The sequence below is a fragment of the Verrucomicrobiota bacterium genome, assembly GCA_027622555.1.
Taxonomy (GTDB): domain Bacteria; phylum Verrucomicrobiota; class Verrucomicrobiia; order Opitutales; family UBA2995; genus UBA2995.
Genome location: JAQBYJ010000040.1, coordinates 19,308 through 42,964 on the forward strand (window position 1 = coordinate 19,308; position 23,657 = coordinate 42,964).

Here is a 23,657-nt window from a genome sequence, read left to right on the forward strand (position 1 = left end):
AAACAGGTAGTAAGCTTTCCATAAACACATCACGGAAAACAGCTATTATTCTTATGTCAATAAAACCGAAATTAATCGTCCTTATAATTGCCTTTGGATTATTTGGCCTAAACGGAAATTCGCAAAGGATCCAAATCGACCCTTTCATCTCAATCGATGTTGATGGCGAAGACGCAACTTATCAAGTAGTCCCAGCACTCGGTGAAAATAATACATTCTGTCTATGGGATGGAGATTCGCTACAAGCATTCTTCATCACCGTTCAAGAAGAGTACGATGGAAACCTCGATTCTGTGGCAAAGAACACGATCAAAGGAATGAAATCCGAAGGGGCAAAAAATATTAAAATTCTCAACGAAGAGTCGTTTAAGAATGGGGATGATAAGGAGGTTCGTTCTCTTGCAATTCAATTCACAGCTGACGGAATAACTCACAAACAGATGTTTTATGTAACGGAGATTAAGAACGCCTGCGAAATAGTAATTGTGACTATAACCGATCCGTCATTTTTCGATTCGATCAAAGAAAGATCCGACAAGTTAATGAGATCTTCCAGTATCAAGGATGAGCCAGAAGGTGTCAGCCCTTGAAACAAGAATTTCGCAAAATTAGGGAGTTCCCCATCCCCCTCCCCCTGGAGTTAGTATTCGGATTCGATCTCCAGCCTGGATGTCAACGCGGTCAGTCGGAGCCAGTTTTTTCGGAGCTTGGTTTTTTCGAATAAGCCATTGCTCACCCTGTTTCCCAGGTAATCCACCGGCCATTCCATAAGGGGCTTCAACTCGATGTTGGGTTAGGAGAGAAAGAGTGACGGGTTCCGTAAATTCCAATTCGCGAATAATACCATCACCTCCGTCGAATTGGCCTCTACCTCCTGAATTTTTGCGGATGGAAAACTCGATCAGCTTCACCGGATATTTATACTCCAGTAACTCTGGGTCGGTGATTCCGGTGTTGGTCATATGAACATGGACACCACTCGCTCCGTTAAAACCTTCACCAGCCCCGGCTCCACCAGCAATGGTTTCGTAAAAGCTGATCCGGTCGTTACCAAAAATGAGATTATTCATCGTTCCCTGACTACAGGCGACAACTTCAAAGGCCAGTAACAGGGTATCGACCAGACGTTGACTGGTCTCCACATTCCCCGCCACGACAGGAGGACATTTCGATGGATCCTCATCAAAGGGAGGATTAAGAAGTCCTTCCGGAATCTCGATTTTAACCGGTCGTAAAAGACCTTCATTTAAAGGCATAGGTTCATTCAACCAAACGCGAAGGAAATAGATTACAGCACTATAAACGATTCCAGGAGTCGCATTAAAATTGAGCGGATGAACGCCACCGCCGTCGTTAAATAAAAGGATGAGGGAATCTCCAGAAACAGTGCCCACCACTTTTAAAATCGTTCCATCATCGAGCTTTTGAAGCGCTTCATAACTTCCGTCAGGGAAGTTGCCCAATTTACGACGCAAACTTTTCTCCGCACGGTTTTGAATGGCGGCCATATATTCACAAACAACGTCACCACCTTTTTCTCGAACCAGGTTTTCAAATTCTTGTAGCCCTTTTTTGTTAGCTGCAATTTGCGCTTTGAGGTCAGAAATATTCTCGCCCACCCGCCTGGAAGGATAAGGACTTTCCCGTAAGAGTGATTCAACCTGCGTGAGATTTACCTCACCTCCTTGCATGACTACAGTAGGAGGAATAACAACCCCTTCCTCTACCAGAGATTTTGCCGCTGGTGGCATTGAACCCGGAGCAATCCCACCCATTTCGGCATGATGCGCACGGTTCACTAAAAACCCCATCAATGAATTCGAATCTGAGAATATGGGACAAATTACAGTTACATCCGGCAAATGTGAGCCACCCATCGCAGGATGGTTGGTAACGAGCATCTCACCTGCTTGCCAAGCGTGTGTTTCGCTCACCGTACGAACGCACATTCCCAGGGCACCCAGATGAACCGGTATGTGAGGGGCATTTACCACCAAACATCCATCGGCGTCGAGCAGACCACAGGAAAAATCAAGACGATCTTTTACGTTGGTGGAAACGGCAGTCCGCATGAGCCGCAAACCCATCTCTTCAACCAAACTCTGAAATCGATTAGAAAATAATTCGATTTCAACTTCCTCCGAATTGTCCGTGTGAGCCCGGGCCTCTTCAGTGCTTGAAAGACGTAATGTTCCTTCGGTGCCTAATGAAGCTTTCCAACCTACATCCACAAACAAAGTGCTAAAAGGGTCTTGAATAATGGCAGGCCCCGTAACCCTGGATCCTAAACCCAGGTTCTCCCGAACATAGACGGAGGCGTCCCTCCACTGACCACCGCTAAAAGCACGCAGTTTTTTTATTGGGGAACAGTGTTCATGATAATCAAAAAACGCTTCTGTAGGATTCACCACCGATGGCGTGGCAACAACAACCCGGTAACAAACCACCTCAATCAAATCCAGATTAGGGCGATACCCGAAGATAGAATGATAACGCTCCAAAAACAGTTCAAGTGGTGAGGTGTCTGGAAGCCAATTGATATCAATCGGCATCTCTTGGCCTCTCAATCGCAGACTGACTATCCGCCGACTCAGACGAGCGAGTGCTCGATCACCTGGATTCAATTTATGAAATGCCTCCGTTTCAAGTTCAGCTGTCAGGTCCCCGGCTTGTTGAAGAAACTCATCATAAGAGCACAAGGTTTGCCGCTCAACAAACCCCTCTAAAACGGCTTTTGAAAGCCCAACGGCACTTAGCAATCCTGCGTCGCCTGGAAACAGAATAGTTGAAATTCCCAACTTTTCAGCAATGCCACAGGCATGCTGCCCACCTGCCCCACCGAATGCGACCAAGGCATAGTCGCCAGGATCATAGCCTTCGCCTGTGGAAATCTTCCGAATGGCATCGGTCATGTTTTCATTGGCAATTTCCAACAGCCCGCTCATTAGCTGATCGGTTGAACTCTCCCCTCCTTCCAACTGTATGCGATACTGCAAGGCCTGAAGTTGATCTTCACTTTTTCTGAGATCAACAGGAATGCCAAATTGCTCCGGATCCATACGCCCCAAAAGGAGATTCACATCGGTAATCGTCAAAGGACCGCCTGTACCATAACAAGCCGGACCAGGATCAGCACCAGCGCTTTCAGGACCGACCCGTAAGCGCTCTCCATCGAACATACATATGGATCCACCTCCGGCAGCCACCGTTTCGATTTTTAAACTCGGTGCCATGACATGCGCATGTCCCACACGCGTCTCGAATTGATACGCCAGTACTTTGTTGTACCGAGCCACGTCCGTACTGGTTCCTCCCATGTCAAAACCAATCAACTTGGAATAACCAGCCTGCTCTCCGCAATTAACTGCTCCTACAACGCCACCTGCCGGACCACTAAACAAACTATCTTTCGCTCTAAAATGCGCATGTGGCACCAAGCCACCCGCACTGGTCATCACGGACAGCCCATCTTCCCCGAACTGAGCAGCAATCCGACTGAGGTAAGTATCCAACACCGGAGTCAGGCAGGCATCCACCAAGGTTGTTTCAGCCCTGGGAAGGATCTTGATAAAGGGTGCACATTCACTGGAAGGAATCACAGTAAGAAATCCCAGATCTTTTAAGAAACGAACGAGTGAGCGTTCACCACGATCATCCCTAAAGCTATTCATTAAACATATCGCAGCAGTTGATACTCCACGTTCCATGAAGTCCTCAATTTGTTCCGCAAGCTCATCTGTATTCGGCAATCCGGTATTCAAATCGATCTCAACTTCAATCACCGAGTCATAGATGGGCTCAGGTCGCTTTATATCCAATGAGAACAAATCAGGTCGTTGCTGCGTATTGATTAGAAGTAAGTCACCGAGGCCCTTGTTAATAATGAAAACAGTCTTGGCTACCTTCCCTTCCAATAATGCGTTCGTTCCCTTAGTCGTCGCGAGACGCAGTTTCGATTTTGGCAAAGGTTCATCTCCGGGAGTTCCAGTGATAACTCGGGCCCCTAACTCCGGTGCTTCGCCGGCAAACTCAATAACAAGCAAATCGCCAACCGTTACTCCGGCAGGAAGCTCCTCTTTCAGTTCCAGTTTCCGAAGATCAGCATCGTAAGCCACCACGAGATTCGTAGAATCACTGCCTAAAAAACGTGCAAAAAATCCTTTGAAAAAGTTTTGCGGATACGTTTCAGCAAGACCCAGGATACAAGAATGTGTGCCCACCTCCTGAATACTTGCCCGAAGTGAGCTATTGCTCAAAACCTTCGCTCGATGGAAAGTTCCGTCAGGATTACGTCCCAGGCAATCCGTAAATGTGCCGCCCGTATCAATCCAGAATTCCCATTCCCCGGTCATGCCGATCAACAATCAGTAGTCCCAGCTTTGAATTTCGGGGAAGTCATCTTTCCCTTCATCTGAAGTGTAGATAACAATCCTCTGCCGAAGATTTTTTTCTGGAGAGTTGGGTAAGGCACTCCGATCGATGACTCCATCGAGATTGGCATCCATCACCATATAGATGTGCGGATTTCCAAATGCGTCCACCAAACGCTCGGCTCCACCAAATGTTTCAAGCTCGGATAACTGCAATTCGAAATAGCGTTTGTATTTGGGGTTGAAATTGCGGATCAAATCGCGGGTTTTAGGATTTTCGAATGCGGAACCGTCCGGTTGGCTGAGGGCGAGTATTTCAGTAAAACGGGCCCATTGTTCACTATTGTTGAGATTTACGACCACATCACCGTTAGACAAATCACCCAACAAATCCGGATAAGCCCCATTGTCGGTTCGATATAAAGTCACCGCGTTGATGATCTTCCCAAACAAGGCTTCCGTCTTAGCACGATTCGCTTTTCGTTGGATGCTAAGAATGCTCGGAATCAATATGCCAAGGAGTATGACAATAATTGCGATAACCGTCAGGAGCTCGGTCAGAGTAAACCCTCGCTTACTTTTTGAAGCCTTCGCCTCTGAGTATGTCACAGGTAATAATAACATGGAAGCAAAGGGTCTAATGGATCGATAGGGAAACGGTCAATCATCGTACCGAAGATTGTCCTGGTCCAGATGACCGCCGGAATCACCATCAATGGAAGATTCACCATCAGGGCCTTTTGAAAAAAGTCGATAAGCAGACTGCCGTGTTTGGTTATCCGGCTGAATGTACCTATAAACATAGGGCTCATCCCAAGGATCGAGCAGTTCGACGGTTTCACCTTCATCCAAGGAAAATTTTCCAACCTCAAGCATAGGTGGGAACGGTTTATTCAATATAGTCCCGTCCGGTCCCAATTTCCCTTCCAATGCCTCGAAAAGCTGGTGGGGTGTTTCAACATCGGGATAATCACCAAATCGGCCACGGTAGCTTTCCAATGCGACCGAAATGGCCTGCAGCTCGGATTCCCCGCGAGCTCGTTCCCCTTTATTAAACACTCCTGTGGCAACTGAAAACAACAACCCAGAAAGGATCGCGATGATTGCGAGAACGGTCAGAAGCTCGGCCAGCGTAAATCCTCGGTTGGACCAAGGATCCTGATAGAAGGGTCTCATAAAGATTCACTAGTCATTTATTCAGCGGTCTGAGACGAGCTTTTTCAGAAATCACAAATCAAACTGATGCATAATGTGGTATTGACAGAGCCATATCCGCCCTCAAAGGTTTCTACTTTCTGGTAAAACCAAGAGCTCGTTAATAGTGGAAGTGAGCCGGTTTATTTCCTCCTCCGGGACCAGATCAACAACCTTGTAAAGGTCCATTATCGCCGCTTTGAGGCATTATCAGTTTTCTTATTATTACGATCTTATATGGATAATCCTGCCGACAATACTGTTGAGGTAGAGGGCATTCTGGAATTACTACAAAACAAGACGGGGCAGTTACTCGATCCGTCTCGCAATGGTAAACCGACACCGACCGACCCTTTTGTACCCAGAGAACTGGTAAATCGCTTTAAACTAAAAAAAGGCAATTACATTAAGGGAATCGCATCCTCGGACCCCCGCTTTCCCAATCCAAAGGTCAAATTCGTCGAAACGATTGACGGTTTGGGGCCAGAAGAGCGGAAGCGCTGTTTTCAGTTTTCAAGCCTGACGTCAGTGGCACCTGATGAACAGCTGAATTTGGAAACCAAAGAACACAAGATGACCTTGCGCTGCATCGACCTGTTCTGCCCGATTGGTAAAGGACAGCGTGGATTGATCGTGGCGCCACCGCGGACAGGTAAAACAACTTTACTTCAGGATATAGCTTTAGGGGTAATTGAAAATCATCCTGAGTGTCACGTCATGATGCTGCTCGTGGACGAACGGCCCGAAGAAGTGACAGACATGAAACGTACGGTTGACGCCGAAATATTTGCGTCTTCGAACGACGAACCAACCGAGAACCATACCAAAATTGCGGAGCTGGCTATCGAACGTGCCAAATGCCTGGTGGAAGTTGGAAAAGACGTGGTAATTTGTATGGATTCGCTCACTCGATTAAGCCGTGCCTATAACTCCTCAAAAGGTGGAGGTGGCCGAACGATGACGGGTGGACTCGATATCCGTGCCTTAGAAAAACCCCGGCAACTCTTTTCAGCCGCTCGAAACACTGAAGAAGGCGGCAGCCTAACAATTATTGCGTCGGCGTTGATTGAAACAGGCAGTCGTATGGACGACCTTATTTTCCAGGAGTTTAAGGGCACGGGAAACATGGAAATGGTTCTCGATCGAAAAGTCGCTGAACTACGTCTTTGGCCGGCAATGAACATAAATTCTTCCGGCACTAGAAAAGAGGAACTGCTAATCGATCCGAAGAAGCTGGAAACCATTCATTTCTTCCGTAGAGCACTAGCTCCGTTGAGGATTGAAGACGCAGCGGAAACGATGCTAACTCGTCTTTCGAAAACAACTACAAATGATGCATTTTTGTCACTAATAAGTCGTTGACATAGACAGCGCATGATTTCTCATAACACGTTTCATAAAACAAGGCTGATAAGACAATAAATGCAACAATTTGCTGAGCAATGCACAGAGATGGCTCGTTCGATGTTGGGCCACAACCTAGCATCAATAAACCAGGACGGAACAATAACTCCTATTGCAGGAGAAGAAAAGCGATTCGACGAACCCGGGCATGCAGCTTTGGCCATTGGCGAATTTTATAGAGCGACCGGTGAAACCGAACTTGATGGCCATGATCTGATCGATCTCGCCGCCCGCTGTATAACCGCCCAAACCTTTATTGAACCGATAGCCGAAAACGGAGTCGCTTATGCGGCACTCGCTTTACTTTCCTTTGGTCCAGCAAAAGACCGAAACCCTGTCTGGGAACGTTTGGTTGAAGAAACACGTTTGCGTTTGGATCGCCTCCTGCTGGCACGGTCTGACCACGAGAACCATTGGCAGGCCTTTAACATAGCTAAAGCCGTAACCCGATTCAGTATGGGACTCTCCAAAAAGGACGAAACCGGTAAGCTTATAGACCGTTTCCTCGAGCGGATTGGAGAAACTAATTCTGGCAATTTCCATGACGATAGCGAAGACGGTAAAGGCGTATACAATATTTACGGTGTCCTCGCCTTCACTTTTATCCGTCAGGCAATTCAGCTTCACGCGAATATTCATTTGCGCGACCGCAAGCTTCCAAGTCTACGAACACATGCTGAAAAATATTTGCGCCTGCTTCCCGACTTGGTTCGTGAAGACGGACTAGGGTGGTCTTTCGGACGTGGCGGTGGAGCTTATGGACAGATGTACTGCATCAGCTTAATCCTTCAAGGATTCCGTGACAACTGGATCGTGCCCGAAAAACAGATGCTGTATTTTGATATCCTACGTCGTCTATTTTACTTTTTCTATCTAACTTACCTGGATCAGGAACACGGCAACTTGATAATCAGAGATGGAGAGAGGGAAACAACTCCAGCCCATACAACACGTATGGCTGACTTCGACGGAGCTCGTTATTTGAGCCAATGGGCGCGTTTGGCAAGGACGGTCAATGCACCTGTAAATACTGAAACCTTAAAGGCGAAGAATACGAGCCGTTTTGTGATTTTTGACAAATCCTCACGCAAGGAACAAGGCCTGTTTATTTATAAGAACGCTGAGTCTGGGTTGCATATCAACATACCACTGACGCATACCGACCAAAAGAATACTTCCGACTCACTCGCATTCCCACACAGTCCAGGAATATTCGACTGGCCGGTGAACAAACAGCTTCCAGTAATGATCCCCGAACTGAAATTCGGTGATCGTTACGTGATACCAAGTTATTATGGCAAGCGCTGCACAACCGGCATGGGACTACGCAAATCCATTTATTTCCGCTATGAGCAACCTGACTTGATTGATACCAATCAAGAAATCGTTTCAGGACTAGGCAGTTGTAAGGTAAACTGGACCTTCAACGGAGGAAAGGTCACGAGCGAGTTTATTTTTACGGTTAAGCAACCTGTCACAATGGAACGCATGCGTTACATGCTGGTTATTGCCTCACCTCACTCACTTCACCGAGTTGGCAACACGTTTACTCTTGGACAGGAAGGTCTGCGTTGTACCGTGCTGAAAGACGACTTCCAGGCACAATGGGCAGAAACTGAAGTGGTGACGGATGATCCTAACTATAAAACGATGTGGGGAAATATTCATTACCTGCAGACGCTTGTTCGGGATCACCCATTAAATATGCGCCCTGGTCAACAATATCGCCTATCGGTGGCTTTCGAGCCCGACTTGGCGCGAGCAGACGGCTAATCCTTCTGAGATCATGTTATCCTCGCGTATCATCCCATGCCTGGATGTGACCGATGGTCGCGTTGTAAAGGGGGTAAAATTTAAAGCACTGAGAGACGCCGGTGATCCGGTAGATTGCGCCATGGCTTACGAAGCACAGGGAGCGGATGAGCTGGTGTTTCTGGATATTACCGCATCGAGCGACGAGCGAAACATTATGCACGATGTTGTATCCAAAACCGCCGAACACTGCTTTATGCCGCTGACGGTGGGTGGAGGATTGCGCAACACCGATGACATCCGTGCGATGTTGAAATCCGGCGCTGACAAGATTAGCCTAAACACCGCTGCCGTTAATAACCCTGACTTGGTAGACAAGGCCTCCAATCGATTTGGAAACCAATGTATTGTAGTGGCCATTGATGCAAAACGCGTTCCAGGTTCCGAATCCTGGGAAGTTTACACACATGGTGGCAGAAACCCTACCGGACTGGATGCTGTCGAGTGGGCTAAAAAAGTGGTGCAGCTGGGAGCCGGTGAAATACTGCTTACGAGTATGGATCAGGACGGAATGCTCAATGGATATGACATCGCACTCAATCGACATATCAGTGAAGCCGTCGAAGTACCGGTTATTGCCTCTGGAGGAGCAGGTAACCTGCAACACATGGTAGATGTTTTGACTGAAGGGAAAGCTTCGGCCGTGCTAGCCGCTTCCATATTCCATTTCGGCACATACACCATTAGTGAGTGCAAAAACTACTTGGCAGAACACAACGTAGCGGTAAGAAAACTTTCCTAAGGGCACCCCTTGACAGAATCTATATAATGTCGGGAAACCTTCAATGAAAGCGCACCGACTCCATAGTATTACCGGACTGCTCCTACTATTTTTAGGGCAAGTCACCTTGGTGGGAAAACCAACGATTGTGGTTTCAATACCGCCACAGAAAGCCTTTGTACAGGCGCTTACCGGAGCTGAAGTCGATGTAGTTACACTGATTAAGCCCGGGCAAAATCCGACCAATTTCTCACTCACACCGAGAACGCTGGCTGAGATAGCAACAGCTGAAGTGTATTTTTCAATTGGAGTGCCTATGGAGACCGCATTTCTCCCAAAGCTTCGATCAATCTACCCAAACTTGACGATCGTAGACACGTCGGCAGGCATTCGTAAACGAAGCTTGGAGTCGCATTCCCACGATGACGAACAGGGAGCCCACGATCACGCGGCAGACCCGCACATCTGGTTGAGTCCTGGATTGGTAAAAATCCAACTTCGATCCTATGCGCGAAGCTTGAAAGAACTGCTACCTGATCGAACGAAATTAATTGATGAGAATCTAACCGCGTTTTTTTCAAAACTGGAAGCAGTCGATACCCAATTAAAAGAAATATTGGCGCCTCACAAAGGCGCTATCGTCTTTGTTTACCATCCAGCATTTGGATACTTTCTGGAACGCTACGGCCTCAGACAGGAAACAGTGGAATTGGAAGGAAAACAACCAAGCCCCAAACAACTCAATTTTTTGATCAAATTGGCCAAAGAACTCAACGCTCGCACAATCTTTGTCCAGCCTCAGTTTGAAAGACGCACGGCACATACTTTGGCAAAAGCCATAGGTGGAAAAGTCGAAGTCATAGACCCGTTGGCAGAGAATTACTTGGACAATCTGATTCTCATAGGAGAAACCATTGCAAGTAGCTACCGCTAGTTGATGCACAAAACGGATCCGATCATTTGCTTTAAGAAAGTTTCATTGTCCTTTGGGAAGAATCAGGTGCTTAGCGATGCTGATTTCGATATCGAAGCCGGTGATCCTCTTTGTGTTGTGGGTCCCAATGGAGGTGGAAAGACTACCTTGCTCAGGCTTTTATTGGGCCTTGTAAAACCGGATAAGGGATCCATTACCGTGTTCGGGACAACTCCCACCAAAGCTCGTTCAAACATTGGCTATATGCCACAATCACTTCATTATGACCCCAAATTTCCCATCACAGTTAAAGAGGTAGTCGCGATGGGCTTGCTAGAAGGCGGAATGTTCTCTGGATGGAAATTAAGAAATTCGAAATCCATTGTCGATGCGTTGGCAGCGGTTGGCATAGACAAGCTTGAGAACTCCCAATATTCAGAACTCTCAGGCGGACAAAAACAGAGAGTCCTTATAGCTCGGGCCATGGTATCCAAACCTGCGCTGCTGCTGCTTGATGAACCTACAGCCAATCTGGATCTGACCTTGGAAGACAAGTTATTGGAAACGCTCCTTCAATTTCATCCAAGCATGAAGATTATCATGGTCTCCCATGATCTTGGTTTCGTTTCGGGAGCTGTTACACAAGTACTCTGTGTTAATAAACATGTCCACACACATCCCACTGAATCCATCTCAGCTGAGCTCATTGAAGAGCTATACGGCTCCAGCCCCCGCCGAATTCTACACAGTGCCGATCTAGGTCATGATCACCACCACCACTAATTCGGATTTATGGATTCCCTAAGGCATATACTATTCGACGATTCCTTGTTTTTCATGAGACAAGCGTTGTTGCTTAGTCTGCTGGCCAGCATTCCTTTTGGCACAATCGGCACCTTGGTGGTTGCAAAGCGAATTTCTTACCTGGCTGCCGCGATTGCGCACGCAGTTCTTGGAGGGATTGGTTTCTCTCTCTACGCCCAACATCAATGGGAATGGACCTGGTTACATCCGCTTGGCGGAGCTTTTGTAACAGGAATAATTGCAGCGCTTTTAATTGGTTGGGTTAGTTTGAAATATAAAGCTCAAGAAGATACTATCATCGGGGCCATTTGGTCACTCGGGATGGCAATCGGTCTCTTGTTTATTTTCAAGACACCTCAATATGTAGATCCGATGAGTTATTTGTTTGGAGACATACTCATGATCTCAACTTTCGATATTGGGGTAGTCGCGATTCTGACGGTTGGAGTGTTGTTAATGATAACAGCGGCATATAGGCCCTTGGTCGCCCTTTGCTTTGATGAAGAATTTGCTTCACTTCGCGGCGTCAGGACTACCCCACTCTATCTTTTTACACTCTGCCTAACAGCAATCACCATCGTTCTTCTCGTGAGCTTGGTGGGCATCGTTTTGGTAATTGCACTACTAACTCTCCCGGCCGCGATTGCGGGTCTCTTCTCCAGGAAACTTTGGCAAATGATGCTGGGCGGGAGTGCGTTGTGTATGGTTTTCACCTTCACCGGCACATGGCTTAGCTACGCATGGGATCTTCCGACCGGGCCCTTTATCATCATTCTGGCTGGAGTCACTTACCTGTTTACTTTGTTTCTGAAAAGCAAAGCAGCTTAGACACTTGTCATTCAGCGTTTCCAAAAAGGATAGATCAGCCGTTTCAAAATTCCTTTGGGATAACGCTCCATGCCTTCGAAACCAAGCTGCTTGGGTTGCTCTTCGTTTGTTGGCCAATAGGCCGTTTTGAATAACCAATCCCAAATACTGAGAACCTGACCAAAGTTTTGACCACCTTTGCCATGGACCTCAATATCATGATGCCACACATGCATCGCCGAGGAATTAAGAATGTACTTTAAGGGTCCCCAACTGAATCGAATATTTGAGTGATTCAGATCGAGCATTACGGTCCATAACACCGCAATAATGAGCAGCACAGTTCCATCAATCCCGAAAATCACCAAGGGGAGGTAGGACAAGGTTTTGTAGATGATGATCTCGCCCCAATGAAAACGAAAGTTTCCAATCCAATCAAGTTCCTCAATGCTATGGTGCAATTTATGGAACTCCCAAAAGAGAGGCACGTTATGCATAAGTCGATGGATGTTCCACTCAACAAAGTCTTTAAGAATAAAGAACACAATAAACTGCACCCATAGTGGCGCAGAAGCGAGTAGCGCATAATTAGCAGGAACAGGCAGCCCGATGTTTATGAGAAAACCGTTGAACAGCATTACCAATTTCCCAGTCAGAATTGCAAAAATCAGTCCCAGGTAGTGGCCATTAAACACCAACCAAAACACATCCTGCCAGAATCCCGTCCGCAGCACTGCCTGTTTCTTCCGCCATGGATGAAGTCGTTCCAACAAAAAGCAAAACAGAGACGCGGCAACGAGCCAGAAGTAATATTGAAGATAAACAGGCATTACAGATTAATTAAATATTTGGCCGCCTTCAAAAACGGCACGACTTCCGAGATCCCTTTCAATTCGTAATACTTCGTTCCACTTGGCCATTCGCTCACTTCGGGTAAAAGATCCAACCTTCAGCTGTCCTGCATTGGTGGCAACCGCCAAGTGACTTATAAAACTGTCTTCGGTTTCTCCCGATCGGGCGCTCACAACGGGTCGCCAACCCACAGATTGGGTTAACTCAATGGCACGAATGGTTTCGGTCACTGTACCGATTTGGTTGAGCTTAATCAAAACGGCATTGGCAACACCGCGCTCGATCCCCTGCTGGATACGGTCAATATTCGTTGTGAACAGATCATCTCCGATTACCTGAAGTTTGGGAGAAACTTGATCTTTAAAAGAAGCCCAGCCTTCCCAATCTCCATCCGCCATCGGATCTTCAATTGATATAATGGGAAAGTCGCGGCACCACGATGCCATCAGGGAAGCGAATTCTTTAGACGAATAAGTGTTGTCATCCAGTTTCAACCTATACTGCCCAGTTGATTCGTCATAAAGATCGCTCGCCGCAACATCTAACGAAATACTGATATCAGCTCCCGGTCGATAGCCGGAGGCTTCAATGGCTTCGACCATGAATTCGAGTATCTCTAAATGGCTATCAAAGCTTGGCCAAAAGCCACCTTCATCGGCAGCACCGCAATACTTACCGCGAGATCGCAGGAGCTCAGCAGCGGAATGATAAATATTGAAGGTCATCTCCAAAGACTCGGCGTAGGACTTGGCGCCGTTTGCAATTAATAGAAAGTCCTGAATGTCCGTTCGCCAATCGGCGTGAGCTCCTCCCCCCACTAATTGAATTTCCGGAAGAGGAAGTGTGCAACCTCGGCCATTTCCCAAATACTCATACAGAAGCATGCCTTTTGCTTTTGTAGCGGCATTGGCAATCGCCATGGAAACACCTAGAATCGCATTCGCACCCAGGCGACTTTTATTCGGCGTGCCGTCCAATGCGATCATTTGCTCATCGAGAAATACCTGATCAAATACATCTCTTCCAACCAGCGACTTTGAAATTTCCGTATTCACATGGTTCACGGCCTTGAGCACTGACTTTCCTCGGAGGTAGGAGCTATCACGATCGCGTAGCTCCAACGCCTCGAATTGGCCAGTTGATGCTCCAGAAGGAACCAATCCGTACCCGCGCATTCCGTTTTCCAAGACTACTTCTCCCTCCAAAGTAGGGTTTCCACGTGAATCGTAAATCTGGTATGCGGATATGGAACTGATTTTCATAACAATAACTCTGACGAAGTTTGTCGGTAGCTTCTAATTTCAAGAAATTTCCGCAAACCAATCTTCAATTAGATCTTCTAACCTCATCGTTTTGGAATGAAGCGTGCGATAAACAAAGCGACGAACAAACTCTTTTTGAGGTTCTTCTGTTAGATATTCGACCGGAGACTTTCCGTCCACGCGAGCCAACAATAACATCGCTAATAATCTGCTTCCCCGAATTGAGAATGCCTCACTTTCCCTTGGAGACATTTTAATAACGGATCCATAACCATCCATGAAACTTTCGACCAGCGGTCGAAGTCCCCCACCTTCCGATCCGTGAAACAAGGCTTTGAGCAACAGATGGTTGAGCAGAAAACAATAGTCAAAGACCGGATCACCGAAATTGGCTACCTCACAGTCCAAGGCGACCAGGCGACTTTCTGAGACAAGAATGTTCTTGGGACTGAAATCTCCATGCACCAGGCATTCCTTGTGATTTCGAAGACGTTTAGCCTCTTCCTCAAACAACGAACTTAACTCAGGATGACGTTTTCCGGTGGTGACTATATAAGGTTCAATTCGCAGGTCCCAAAAGTTCTGATCATTATTGAAGCGCTTAGCTGCTACGGCATCTCCTCTCGAAGCATCATGAATTTTGGCTAGTACACATCCGGCGGTTTTTGCGTATTCAGCCTCCCAGACCTTTCCGAGTAGTTGTTCCTTCCAATTCTCAAAACCATCACCAAGATATTCCATGGCAAAGTAACCATTTCCTTTGTGTAGGACACGTGGCACACATTGGGGAACAATTTGGTACACATACTGAATATAGTCGTACTCCGATTCATTGCGTGAGGTGTCAGCAAACCAATCATCTTTCACCATCAATTTTCCCAAAGCCTGTTTGACCACTAACCGGGACGCTCCATCCGTAACTAAAAATATCTCCGAGGAAACGCCTCCAGTCAACGCCTTCAAAGTAACTGCTGAATGAGTTACCAGGCCATCCGCAATCAGACGGTCGAGCATTAGTTGCATGGATTCGGTCATTTCAAACGAATCATTTACTTAAAATATTCGGCTGCCAAATAAGTTCTACTAGAAGATTAGGCATGGACCGGACGGATCAAAAGGGCCAATGGGGTCAAAAGGGCCAATGGGGTCGATGCTCATATTTCATATTCATAAAATTTTGCCCTATCTCTCAGTAGAAAAGTGAATGAAGTTATACAAATTAATCACAACACTCTACCAAGAACAATCTTGGATAATTAGTGGGAATGGGAGAAGAAGTATTCGGAGAGAGCATAAATATGAAATATGAACTTTGACCCTTTTCGCGCCCCTCTTAAATATGAAATATGAACTTTGACCCTTTTCGCGCCCCTATGTTAGTTTTTAAGACCATATTTTCTTTTTAAAGCATCACAATCAAATTCATTGTCATCACAATCCAAAATATCTAAAGCAGTATTTTTACTTACATCCAAGCTTGTGAGTTGATTATCACTACAAAACAATTTAGTTAAAGCAGTATTTTTACTTACATCCAAGCTTGTGAGTTTATTATCATGACAATACAACCAAGTTAAAACAGTATTTTTGCTTACATCCAAGCTTGTGAGTTGATTACCATCACAATACAACAAAGTTAAAGCAGTATTTTTACTTACATCCAAGCTTGTGAGTTCATTGTCATCACAATACAAATAAGTTAAAGCAGTATTTTTACTTACATCCAAGCTTGTGAGTTTATTATCATAACAATACAATTTAGTTAAAGCAGTATTTTTACTTACATCCAAGCTTGTGAGTTGATTACTAACACATCCCAAATAAGTTAAAGCAATATTTTTACTTACATCAAGACTGGTGAGTTGATTATTATTACAATTCAAATAAGTTAAAGCAATATTTTTACTTACGTCCAAGTTTGTGAGTTTATTATCATGACAATACAATTTAGTTAAAGCAGTATTTTTACTTACATCCAGGCTTGTGAGTTGATTTCTAAAACAATCCACATAAGTTAAAGCATAAGCACCGCTTATATACAAGCTTGTGAGTTTATTTTTAGAACAACTCAAAGAAGTTAAAACAGTATTTTTACTTACATCCAAGCTTGTGAGTTTATTCCAACCACATTCCAAATAAGTTAAAGCAGTATTTTTACTTACATCCAAGCTTGTGAGTTGATTACCACCACAATACAATTTAGTTAAAGCAGTAAAGGCTTCTATTCCTTTTAAATTAGAGATATTCAAGTCACTACAATCAATAGTGTCATTAAAGGCACTTGCTTCACTTACTTGTATTTTATTATCTCCATTGGAGTTTATGGCTTTATTATTAACTAAATATGCTTTAAAGTTAGCATCGGGTATGTTTACATTTTGACCAAAGCCAATCATTGGTATAAGGAGTAATAGCAGTAGTAGATTTTTCATAGTTTAATTTTTAAGTTAAGTAGTAAAGGTATAAAAAGTAATCTCTTAAGACCTAATTATTTCTCAAGAAAAAGAAGTTTAGATTCGTCTTTTATTAGGCTAAATGGAAAGATGAATTGATACTATGTTAGTTTTTAAGACCATATTTTCTTTTTAAAGCATCACAATCAAATTCGCCGCGTTTTTTAGTTTTTGTCCTAAAATCGAGTTCAATTACACTACATACAATTGGCCTGTATTTTTATTTTTTTGTTAACTGATGGTTGATGATTTGTTGGTTTGATTGACGGCGCTTTTGACGTTGAATCTGTTTTTCACGGTTTCTGCGTTCGACGATTTCTTCCCGCAGACCCTGGTGAGCCTGGTGGGGCGTCACATAATCGATGGCAGAGTGGTAATGCTCGTAGTTATACCAGTCAATGTATTTGTCCATATAGAGGGTGGCGTCTTCGTCGTCGACAAAGCAACCGGGATACTCCGGGTTTGTTTTGGTGGTACTGAAAAATGATTCCACAAAGGGATTGTCATTGGGGGTTCGCGGGCGTGCGAACATTTGAGGCATCTGATGGATTTCACACAAGCGTTTGATGGATTTGGCCTTCATCTGGCGTCCGCGGTCACTGACGATCTCGGGACGTTGCGACTCGGGCAAATCCAGAATGTTTTCATCACCGAGGGCGCCCTCTATGAGCAGACCGCCCTCATGGGCTGTTTGCCGCCAGCTAATGCGCCATTGAACGGCCTTGCGTGAAAACTCATCCAGAAGCAAATACAGGTACAAATAAACACCTTTAACCAAGGTCGGCAGATAACTCACATCCCAGCACCATCGCTGATTTGGACCGGTGAGCTCTTTTCTGTCGGGCGCTTTGGAACGGCCGTTGTGGGCTCTTGCGGGACCGCGCATACTCATCAGATTGGAGCTTTTAAGGATGCGGTAAACCGAGGAGAAGCTGACATGGAAAAGGCCTTTTTCCCAAGCACTGACCGCCAATATGCGATGAGACAGATCAGCATGAGTTTCTTCACCGGCCATTTCTTTGACCCGCTCGATTTCTTCGGGCAGGAGCCGGTGCAAGGCATGCCTGGGACCGGGCTTTTCATCGGCCAAAGACAAGCCCAATCGCACATTGCGTTTCCAGCACATAACCCTGCGATAGGAGATCATCATAACCGAACAGGTCCGCGCGATTGTCAGTCCGCGATTCTGACTGGTGTCAATCAAGGCAATCATCTGCACTTTAATTTGCGATGAAAGGCGTTTGCCTTTTATCGCTCCCACGAACCCCCATTCGTTTTTTTTCGCAAAATCGCCAATTCCACTGAAAGATCGGCTAACGCGCGTTCCTTTTGTTCAAGTTCTTCTTTCAGACTGTTGTAGGCTTCCGCACTGATGGTCTCTTTCTTCTTGCCGGGTTTTGCCTGCAGCCGCTCAAGGGCGCCTTCCTTGACCTGGTTGCGAATCCGAACCAAATCACTGGCATAAAGACCTTCGCGGCGCAGTATCTCGCCTACCGGTTTATTGGCATCCTGGGCTTCCAGAAATATCTGATACTTCTTGTCCGCCGCAAGAAACCTACGTTTCTTTTTGGGTTTTTTAGAATCCGGTTCATCGGATGATTGATTACTTTTCATATGGCACTTTCTGTTGGCCTCTTGGCTGGTTGATGGCCCTGGCTCCAGTCGCCCTTCGGGCTCCTTCCGCCAGGGCCATCAACCAGCATCTTTGTAGTGTAATCAAGTCTTCTTTTTAGGACGCTAATTCAGAAACAAAGGGAACGCGAATCTGCTCGGACATTTTACCAGATTAAATACAGGCTGGTTGGCTATTATTTTTCTGATAATAGGTAATGTTGTCTACTCTCAAAATGGCACCATTGCCTGGGCCAAGCGCGCGGGGAGCCAAAGTATCGACGAAGGCAACGGCATCGTGGTCGACGCGGATGGGAACGCATATGTAACCGGTTACTTCAAATTGACGGCAACCTTCGGACAAGGTGAAGCTAATGAGACCGTACTGACCGCTTTGAACCAGGACATTTTTGTCGCCAAGTACGCTGCCAACGGCGACTTGGCCTGGGTCAAGCAGGCAAAGGGCTCTGCCTGGGGAAATGCCATCGGCTTGGACGGCAGTGGCAATATTTACTTGTTCGGGCACTACGGCTCCCAAACCACCTTTAACACAGGACAGCCAGAGGAAATTGTGTTGCCGTCGACCGGCCAGAACGTGTTTCTTGCGAAGTTCGACCCCGATGGTAAATGCCTATGGGCAAGACAAGACGGCGGAACGAACAACGAATATGGCAACGGCTTGGCGGTCGATGCGGCCGGGAACTGTTATGTCACTGGCCGCAATGGTTCGAATCCTGCGACCTTCGGTGCGGGCGAACCAAACGAAACCGTCCTCCCCGGTCTCGGTGGCAATAATGGGGAAGATATTTTCATCGCCAAATACGATACAAACGGACTGCTGCAATGGGCCAAGAATGCAGGCGGACCGAATGGCAACAATGGCGCGGGGATCGGAGTCGATGCTTCCGGGAACTGCTACGTCACAGGACGATTTAGCGGCCCCACGACTTTCGGACCCGGTGAGGCAGGCGAAACCATCCTAGAGGGCGGAGACGAAGCTTTCGTCGCAAAGTATGGTCCGAACGGAAACCTTGTTTGGGTTCGCAGCGGCCAAGGACAAGCCGCGCGGGACGAAGGCACCGCCATCGCTGTGGATTCAGATGGCAATTCCTATACCACCGGCACTTATCGGACCCTCCCTCCATTCGGCGGCCAACTCAATCCGACACAACTCAGCCTGGCAGCCTTGGACGACATCTTCGTGGCCAAGCACGACACCAACGGCAACCTTCAATGGGTCAAAATGGCGGTCGGTCCAGGCAGCCAATTTTCTCTTGGCATTGCATCGGACGAGAACGGCAATTCTTATATCACTGGCTATGGCGGCGGAATTACATTCGGCTCTGAAGAGGATGGCGCGGTCAGTCTTGGCGGCGGAGCTCAGGATATCTTTGTCGCGAAGTTTGACGACAATGGATTGACGCAATGGGCCAAGATTGCCGGCGGCAGCAGCGACGACCGCGGTCATGGTATTGCGTTCATGTCAGGAAGCGCATACGTGATCGGTCGCTTTGGCCAAACCGCGACCTTCGGTTTCGAGGAAACTAACCAGACAGCAATCACCTCCAGAGGCAATTTCGACGTCTTTGTTGCCAAATTTCAATCCGATGAGTCTACGATTCGAGATCTGAAATTCGTCCGAATCGGTTTACTTACTAATGGGAACCCGGAACTCACCATTTCCGGAACCTCATCGAAAACATTTACCATCCGGCGTTCTGGAACACTCGAAGCGTTGAGTTGGAATACTATCGGAAACATATTCACCAATGCTCAAGGTCAGGCTGTTTTCGAAGACACAGACGCAGCACTCGTCTTTCCCGCATTCTACGAGGCAATAGGTGATTGAAAAAGGAGGAGTAGGTTTTTCCATCCCGGTGGCTACACAATTCTTCTGTATCCTGAAAGGAAGTTGCCTTCATTAACTCAACATCTAGCTTGGACCACTTGGGAAAGTGAGAGGAGCGATTGAAGCCAACGTAATGAATCCGAAATTTAAACTACTGGGATTGATTTTAGTAACATCAATGAGTCTCAATCTACTTAGGACGGAGCTCGTAGCACAGAATGAAAAAAACGATATGACCACGACATCGCCGATTGAAGGAGTAAAGTTTCACATACTCAAAAGCAATGGGCTGAATATGCGCATTGCTGAAATGGGAGATGCCGGTCCGCTGGTATTGTTAGCTCACGGTTGGCCTGAGTCCTGGTATTCCTGGCGTCACCAAATAACTGCGCTCGCTAACGCCGGCTATCGAGTAGTTGCTCCTGACATGCGCGGGTATGGTGAAACGGATGCGCCGCCAGATGTGAACGATTACGACATCGTGCATTTAGCTGGAGATATGGTCGGCATCCTCGATGCTTTGGGCGAAGAAAAAGCCATTATGGTAGGACACGACTGGGGAGCCATTGTGGCTTGGCACAGCGTCCTATTGCACCCCGAACGATTTAGCGCCTTGATTGCTATGAGCGTCCCTTACAGCGGTCGCCCCAAACAATCATTAATGGAGAGATGGAAAGCTACCTACGGTGAAAATTTCTATTACATTCTTTATCATAATGAACCGGGTAGTATAGCAGAAGCGGAATACGATTCCGATCCTCGCGGCATTTTGAGCCGACTTTATTTATCGCCAAAATCCCCTCGAGAAGCACCAACCATTACCGAGCGCAGTCGCTCGGCTGGTGGTTGGATTGGTCGCCTTGGTGCACCTAAAGGATTACCAGCTTGGTTAACAGCGGATGACCTCGATTACATCGTGTCGCAATTTGAAAACGCAGGCTTTCGCGGCGGCATAAATTACTACCGCAATTTCCAACGCAATTGGAAAATCACAGAAAACCTTCAAGGTGTGAAAGTGAAAGTACCAACCCTCTTTATCGCAGGTGAAAAAGATATGGTCATTGCGCATGCCACTGTTGAAGATTTGACACGAGGAATGAACCGGGCAGTCGATGACCTGAGAGGCGTTGTTTTGATTCCAGATATCGGTCACTGGGTCCAACAAGAAGCTCCGGAGCAAACCAACACAGAGATGTTGAAATTTTTGAAGGAACTTTAATCGTCCAATAATAAATACGAGATCTTCTTAGCGTTAATTCTCAACGGCTTGGTAGGTCATCGAAGCCATATCAGGTCGCGTATTGATCAGCTCAATAGTTTTGGGACTGAGTATACGTGTGCCGTCAAGCTGGCAGCCTTTCAGCATCATTAGATGGAATCGAAAGTTGTCACGCGCGTAGACACCAATCCGCCATTCACTCATTACCCAGATTCCTCAAACCTCGGTTGTCTTTGGTAGAGGATGGTTAAACTAAAAAATACCGTACTGCCTATGGTTATAAACCAGTGCATAGGAAATCTTCTGATAATAGATCTGATATCCATTATTTCTTTAAAGATCCTATATCTGAATACGACCAATTGTTGTGGATGCTCCTCTCCAGATATCAACACTCTTGACATACTGTTACCTGGATCCAGCCAAACAGTTGGGGAATTGGATCCTTTTCCATTTAATCCGGATAATTTGAGGAAAGCCTGCCCCACTTCGAAACCTGAAAAAGAAAAGATCCTTTCTGCATTATCCACCAGCTCCTTACTATTAAACACGTGCTCCTGGTAATGTTCTCCTTGTCGAAGACTCACCGATATCCTGGCACTATTTTCTCTCATATAAGTACCAAATTTCAAACCCAGCCCTAAACTCGAAATGGCCATCCCAGGCGTAACTTTTATTTCCTGCAACACCTCCACTCCCTTGTAAAGAGGCAACGGAGCGGGCACAAGCTCAGTTGAAAAAGTATCTCCTAAGGCGAAGGTGGTTTCAACTGGTTTGTATTTTGTAAATAATACCAGGGACACAGTCGTTGCGGTAAACAAGCTAATAACTAACGGCCAAAGTAAAAGGGTCCCACCAGACACTCGTCTGGCATTTGGTAAATCAGACGCGTTTATCTTTGATAATAATATAGCCCGTTGCCCGGAATAGATCAACACGGATAACATGCATGAGAATACAAATGAAAGGAACACAAGACCACCCCAGCCCATTCTGGAAACAACGTAATCTCGGTTGGAAACTTTTTTAGAAATCCACAGGTCCACACTTTGATCAGTCGACACTCCATTAATCGACATGGGCGGTGTATCGGCACTTTGGTGACACCAAAGGGTTGCACATCGGTCGTATGCTCCACCCAGGCATTCGATTCTCAATGTGGCTTGCCCTGGAACAAGGTCTGAAAAAGGAAAGGAAACAATTTCCCCATCTACCAGACGTATTGGATCAAGCGTATGCGTTTGTATTTGTTCATTCTGTATAAGCTGAATCGTAAAAAGGCCAGGATTGATTCGGGCGTAGGTTCCAAACAGCATCCCGATAACTATCGTTTCTCCCATATTGTCATCCGGAAATTCGAAGCTCTGTTCAATAACGGTCCTATCAAGTAGTGGGCCTGCGATGACTTTTTCTCCATTTCCGATCTGTTCATGAAGAGGAACACTCATGAATCCGGACAGCGCCCAAAACAAGCAAACCGCGGTCACCATAAATGACGAGATGATTGAAACAACCAGTTTTCCTTTTTCAGTCATCTCGATTCAAAAAACGGAATTACCTCCCCGACCCATATACAGTATTCCGCTGCGGTCATCAATAAAGCCAAGGGTAAGGCCAGGAGAGGTCCTCGCGAAAGCTTCGACAACCCAGGAACAATCCAAGCCAGAAGCAGAAATCCCAATACTGAAAAAAAGTATCTTCCGTGCGTTCCTCTCAATTGGCCTTTTTCGTTACTAAGATTATATAATTTGAAAAATAAAATGAGTAGAAAGAACCCGCATACGAGTATGGATTCAAATTCAATTCTCTCTCTCCAATCACAGCAGGGTTTAGTGGTTAACCAAATCCGTGTGCTACCAAACGCAACCGCAAAAAGTATTGAAAACAGGCTGAGGTACAGGATCCACGAAACAAAGAAAGACTCCGCGGAGAACAAATCGAACTGGTAAACTGCAACGCTGGTCAATCCTCCACCGACGAAAGAAAAAACAGCCGACTTTTTCCGAAAGAATTTGGACTCAAGAAACAAGAACCATAGACTTACTGTTCCAAGTAGTGTGACGAGTAACGCGTAGAGAAATTGATAAAAAAGTGGAAGGTGAAAGCTTGTGAGAATCAGGTCCTGCCCCGAGCCGTACCAACCGAATATCCCAAAAAAGGTTCCAAATAGCTGAGTGAAGAATGGATAGACTGTTAAAAACTCAATTACAGTAAAGTGGGTGGGTTGACCAGAGAGCTCGAAGTCAATATCGGCAGGCAACCCGTGACCAAGGATTATATAATTACGGATCACCCAACCAAGGAGCGGCAACCATGCCCAACAGTTAAAGGATCGTAGATCATCGTAGCATGATCTATGTCCTTTGTTGAACAAGTCCGAGGAGTT

Annotated in this window: 20 protein-coding genes; 9 read left to right on the forward strand and 11 right to left on the reverse strand. The window is 46.2% G+C overall.

Features of this window, described 5'->3' with window-relative positions; all coding sequences use genetic code 11:
- Positions 1–53: 53 nt before the first annotated feature.
- On the forward strand, positions 54–590 hold the full coding sequence (locus O3C43_12130; protein MDA1067240.1) for a hypothetical protein: 537 nt from the start codon (positions 54–56) through the stop codon (positions 588–590).
- An 18-nt stretch (positions 591–608) separates the two neighbouring features.
- Here O3C43_12130 and O3C43_12135 read toward each other — a convergent pair whose 3' ends face one another.
- The 3 genes from O3C43_12135 to O3C43_12145 are packed head-to-tail and all read right to left on the reverse strand — an operon-like array spanning position 609 to position 5,546.
- Entirely contained in the window at positions 609–4,352 is a 3,744-nt protein-coding gene (locus O3C43_12135) for a hydantoinase B/oxoprolinase family protein (protein ID MDA1067241.1), read from the reverse strand.
- 12 nt (positions 4,353–4,364) lie between these two features.
- On the reverse strand, positions 4,365–4,994 hold the full coding sequence (locus O3C43_12140; protein ID MDA1067242.1) for a prepilin-type N-terminal cleavage/methylation domain-containing protein: 630 nt from the start codon (positions 4,992–4,994) through the stop codon (positions 4,365–4,367).
- A gap of 36 nt (positions 4,995–5,030) precedes the next feature.
- On the reverse strand, positions 5,031–5,546 hold the full coding sequence (locus O3C43_12145; protein MDA1067243.1) for a prepilin-type N-terminal cleavage/methylation domain-containing protein: 516 nt from the start codon (positions 5,544–5,546) through the stop codon (positions 5,031–5,033).
- 255 nt (positions 5,547–5,801) lie between these two features.
- Here O3C43_12145 and rho point away from each other — a divergent pair, with 255 nt between their 5' ends.
- From rho to O3C43_12175, 6 genes are read left to right on the forward strand one after another with little or no spacing between them, the layout of a single operon-like run.
- A complete protein-coding gene (rho, locus tag O3C43_12150) occupies positions 5,802–6,926 on the forward strand; it encodes a transcription termination factor Rho (GenBank protein ID MDA1067244.1) in 1,125 nt (374 codons plus the stop codon).
- 60 nt (positions 6,927–6,986) lie between these two features.
- A complete protein-coding gene (locus O3C43_12155; GenBank protein MDA1067245.1) occupies positions 6,987–8,741 on the forward strand; it encodes a hypothetical protein in 1,755 nt (584 codons plus the stop codon).
- A gap of 13 nt (positions 8,742–8,754) precedes the next feature.
- Positions 8,755–9,522: an imidazole glycerol phosphate synthase subunit HisF gene (gene hisF / locus O3C43_12160; protein ID MDA1067246.1), complete on the forward strand. Its 768-nt coding sequence runs from the start codon at positions 8,755–8,757 to the stop codon at positions 9,520–9,522.
- 43 nt (positions 9,523–9,565) lie between these two features.
- A complete protein-coding gene (locus O3C43_12165; GenBank protein MDA1067247.1) occupies positions 9,566–10,435 on the forward strand; it encodes a zinc ABC transporter substrate-binding protein in 870 nt (289 codons plus the stop codon).
- A gap of 3 nt (positions 10,436–10,438) precedes the next feature.
- Positions 10,439–11,197 (forward strand): metal ABC transporter ATP-binding protein, encoded by a 759-nt coding sequence (locus tag O3C43_12170; protein MDA1067248.1) that lies wholly within the window; start codon positions 10,439–10,441, stop codon positions 11,195–11,197.
- 9 nt (positions 11,198–11,206) lie between these two features.
- Positions 11,207–12,046: a metal ABC transporter permease gene (locus tag O3C43_12175; GenBank protein ID MDA1067249.1), complete on the forward strand. Its 840-nt coding sequence runs from the start codon at positions 11,207–11,209 to the stop codon at positions 12,044–12,046.
- A gap of 11 nt (positions 12,047–12,057) precedes the next feature.
- Here O3C43_12175 and O3C43_12180 read toward each other — a convergent pair whose 3' ends face one another.
- The 6 genes from O3C43_12180 to O3C43_12205 form a co-directional block, all read right to left on the reverse strand.
- Positions 12,058–12,855 (reverse strand): sterol desaturase family protein, encoded by a 798-nt coding sequence (locus O3C43_12180; protein MDA1067250.1) that lies wholly within the window; start codon positions 12,853–12,855, stop codon positions 12,058–12,060.
- A 6-nt stretch (positions 12,856–12,861) separates the two neighbouring features.
- Entirely contained in the window at positions 12,862–14,139 is a 1,278-nt protein-coding gene (gene eno, locus O3C43_12185) for a phosphopyruvate hydratase (protein MDA1067251.1), read from the reverse strand.
- 39 nt (positions 14,140–14,178) lie between these two features.
- On the reverse strand, positions 14,179–15,174 hold the full coding sequence (locus O3C43_12190; GenBank protein MDA1067252.1) for a phosphotransferase: 996 nt from the start codon (positions 15,172–15,174) through the stop codon (positions 14,179–14,181).
- A 341-nt stretch (positions 15,175–15,515) separates the two neighbouring features.
- Positions 15,516–16,571, reverse strand: a complete 1,056-nt coding sequence (locus tag O3C43_12195; protein ID MDA1067253.1) for a hypothetical protein — start codon at positions 16,569–16,571, stop codon at positions 15,516–15,518.
- 241 nt (positions 16,572–16,812) lie between these two features.
- On the reverse strand, positions 16,813–17,805 hold the full coding sequence (locus tag O3C43_12200) for a DDE-type integrase/transposase/recombinase (GenBank protein ID MDA1067254.1): 993 nt from the start codon (positions 17,803–17,805) through the stop codon (positions 16,813–16,815).
- Between the two features lie 35 nt (positions 17,806–17,840).
- Positions 17,841–18,206 (reverse strand): hypothetical protein, encoded by a 366-nt coding sequence (locus O3C43_12205; protein ID MDA1067255.1) that lies wholly within the window; start codon positions 18,204–18,206, stop codon positions 17,841–17,843.
- A 187-nt stretch (positions 18,207–18,393) separates the two neighbouring features.
- Here O3C43_12205 and O3C43_12210 point away from each other — a divergent pair, with 187 nt between their 5' ends.
- Positions 18,394–20,052: an SBBP repeat-containing protein gene (locus tag O3C43_12210; GenBank protein MDA1067256.1), complete on the forward strand. Its 1,659-nt coding sequence runs from the start codon at positions 18,394–18,396 to the stop codon at positions 20,050–20,052.
- A gap of 178 nt (positions 20,053–20,230) precedes the next feature.
- Positions 20,231–21,271, forward strand: coding sequence for an alpha/beta hydrolase (locus tag O3C43_12215; protein ID MDA1067257.1), 1,041 nt, complete (start codon positions 20,231–20,233; stop codon positions 21,269–21,271).
- A gap of 33 nt (positions 21,272–21,304) precedes the next feature.
- On the opposite strand, the gene O3C43_12220 is transcribed toward O3C43_12215, so the two are convergent.
- Together O3C43_12220 and O3C43_12225 are read right to left on the reverse strand one after the other, a co-directional pair.
- Entirely contained in the window at positions 21,305–21,475 is a 171-nt protein-coding gene (locus tag O3C43_12220; protein MDA1067258.1) for a hypothetical protein, read from the reverse strand.
- Positions 21,475–22,806 (reverse strand): hypothetical protein, encoded by a 1,332-nt coding sequence (locus O3C43_12225; protein MDA1067259.1) that lies wholly within the window; start codon positions 22,804–22,806, stop codon positions 21,475–21,477. Before O3C43_12225 ends, O3C43_12220 begins: the two co-directional genes overlap by 1 nt.
- Positions 22,807–23,657: the final 851 nt, after the last annotated feature.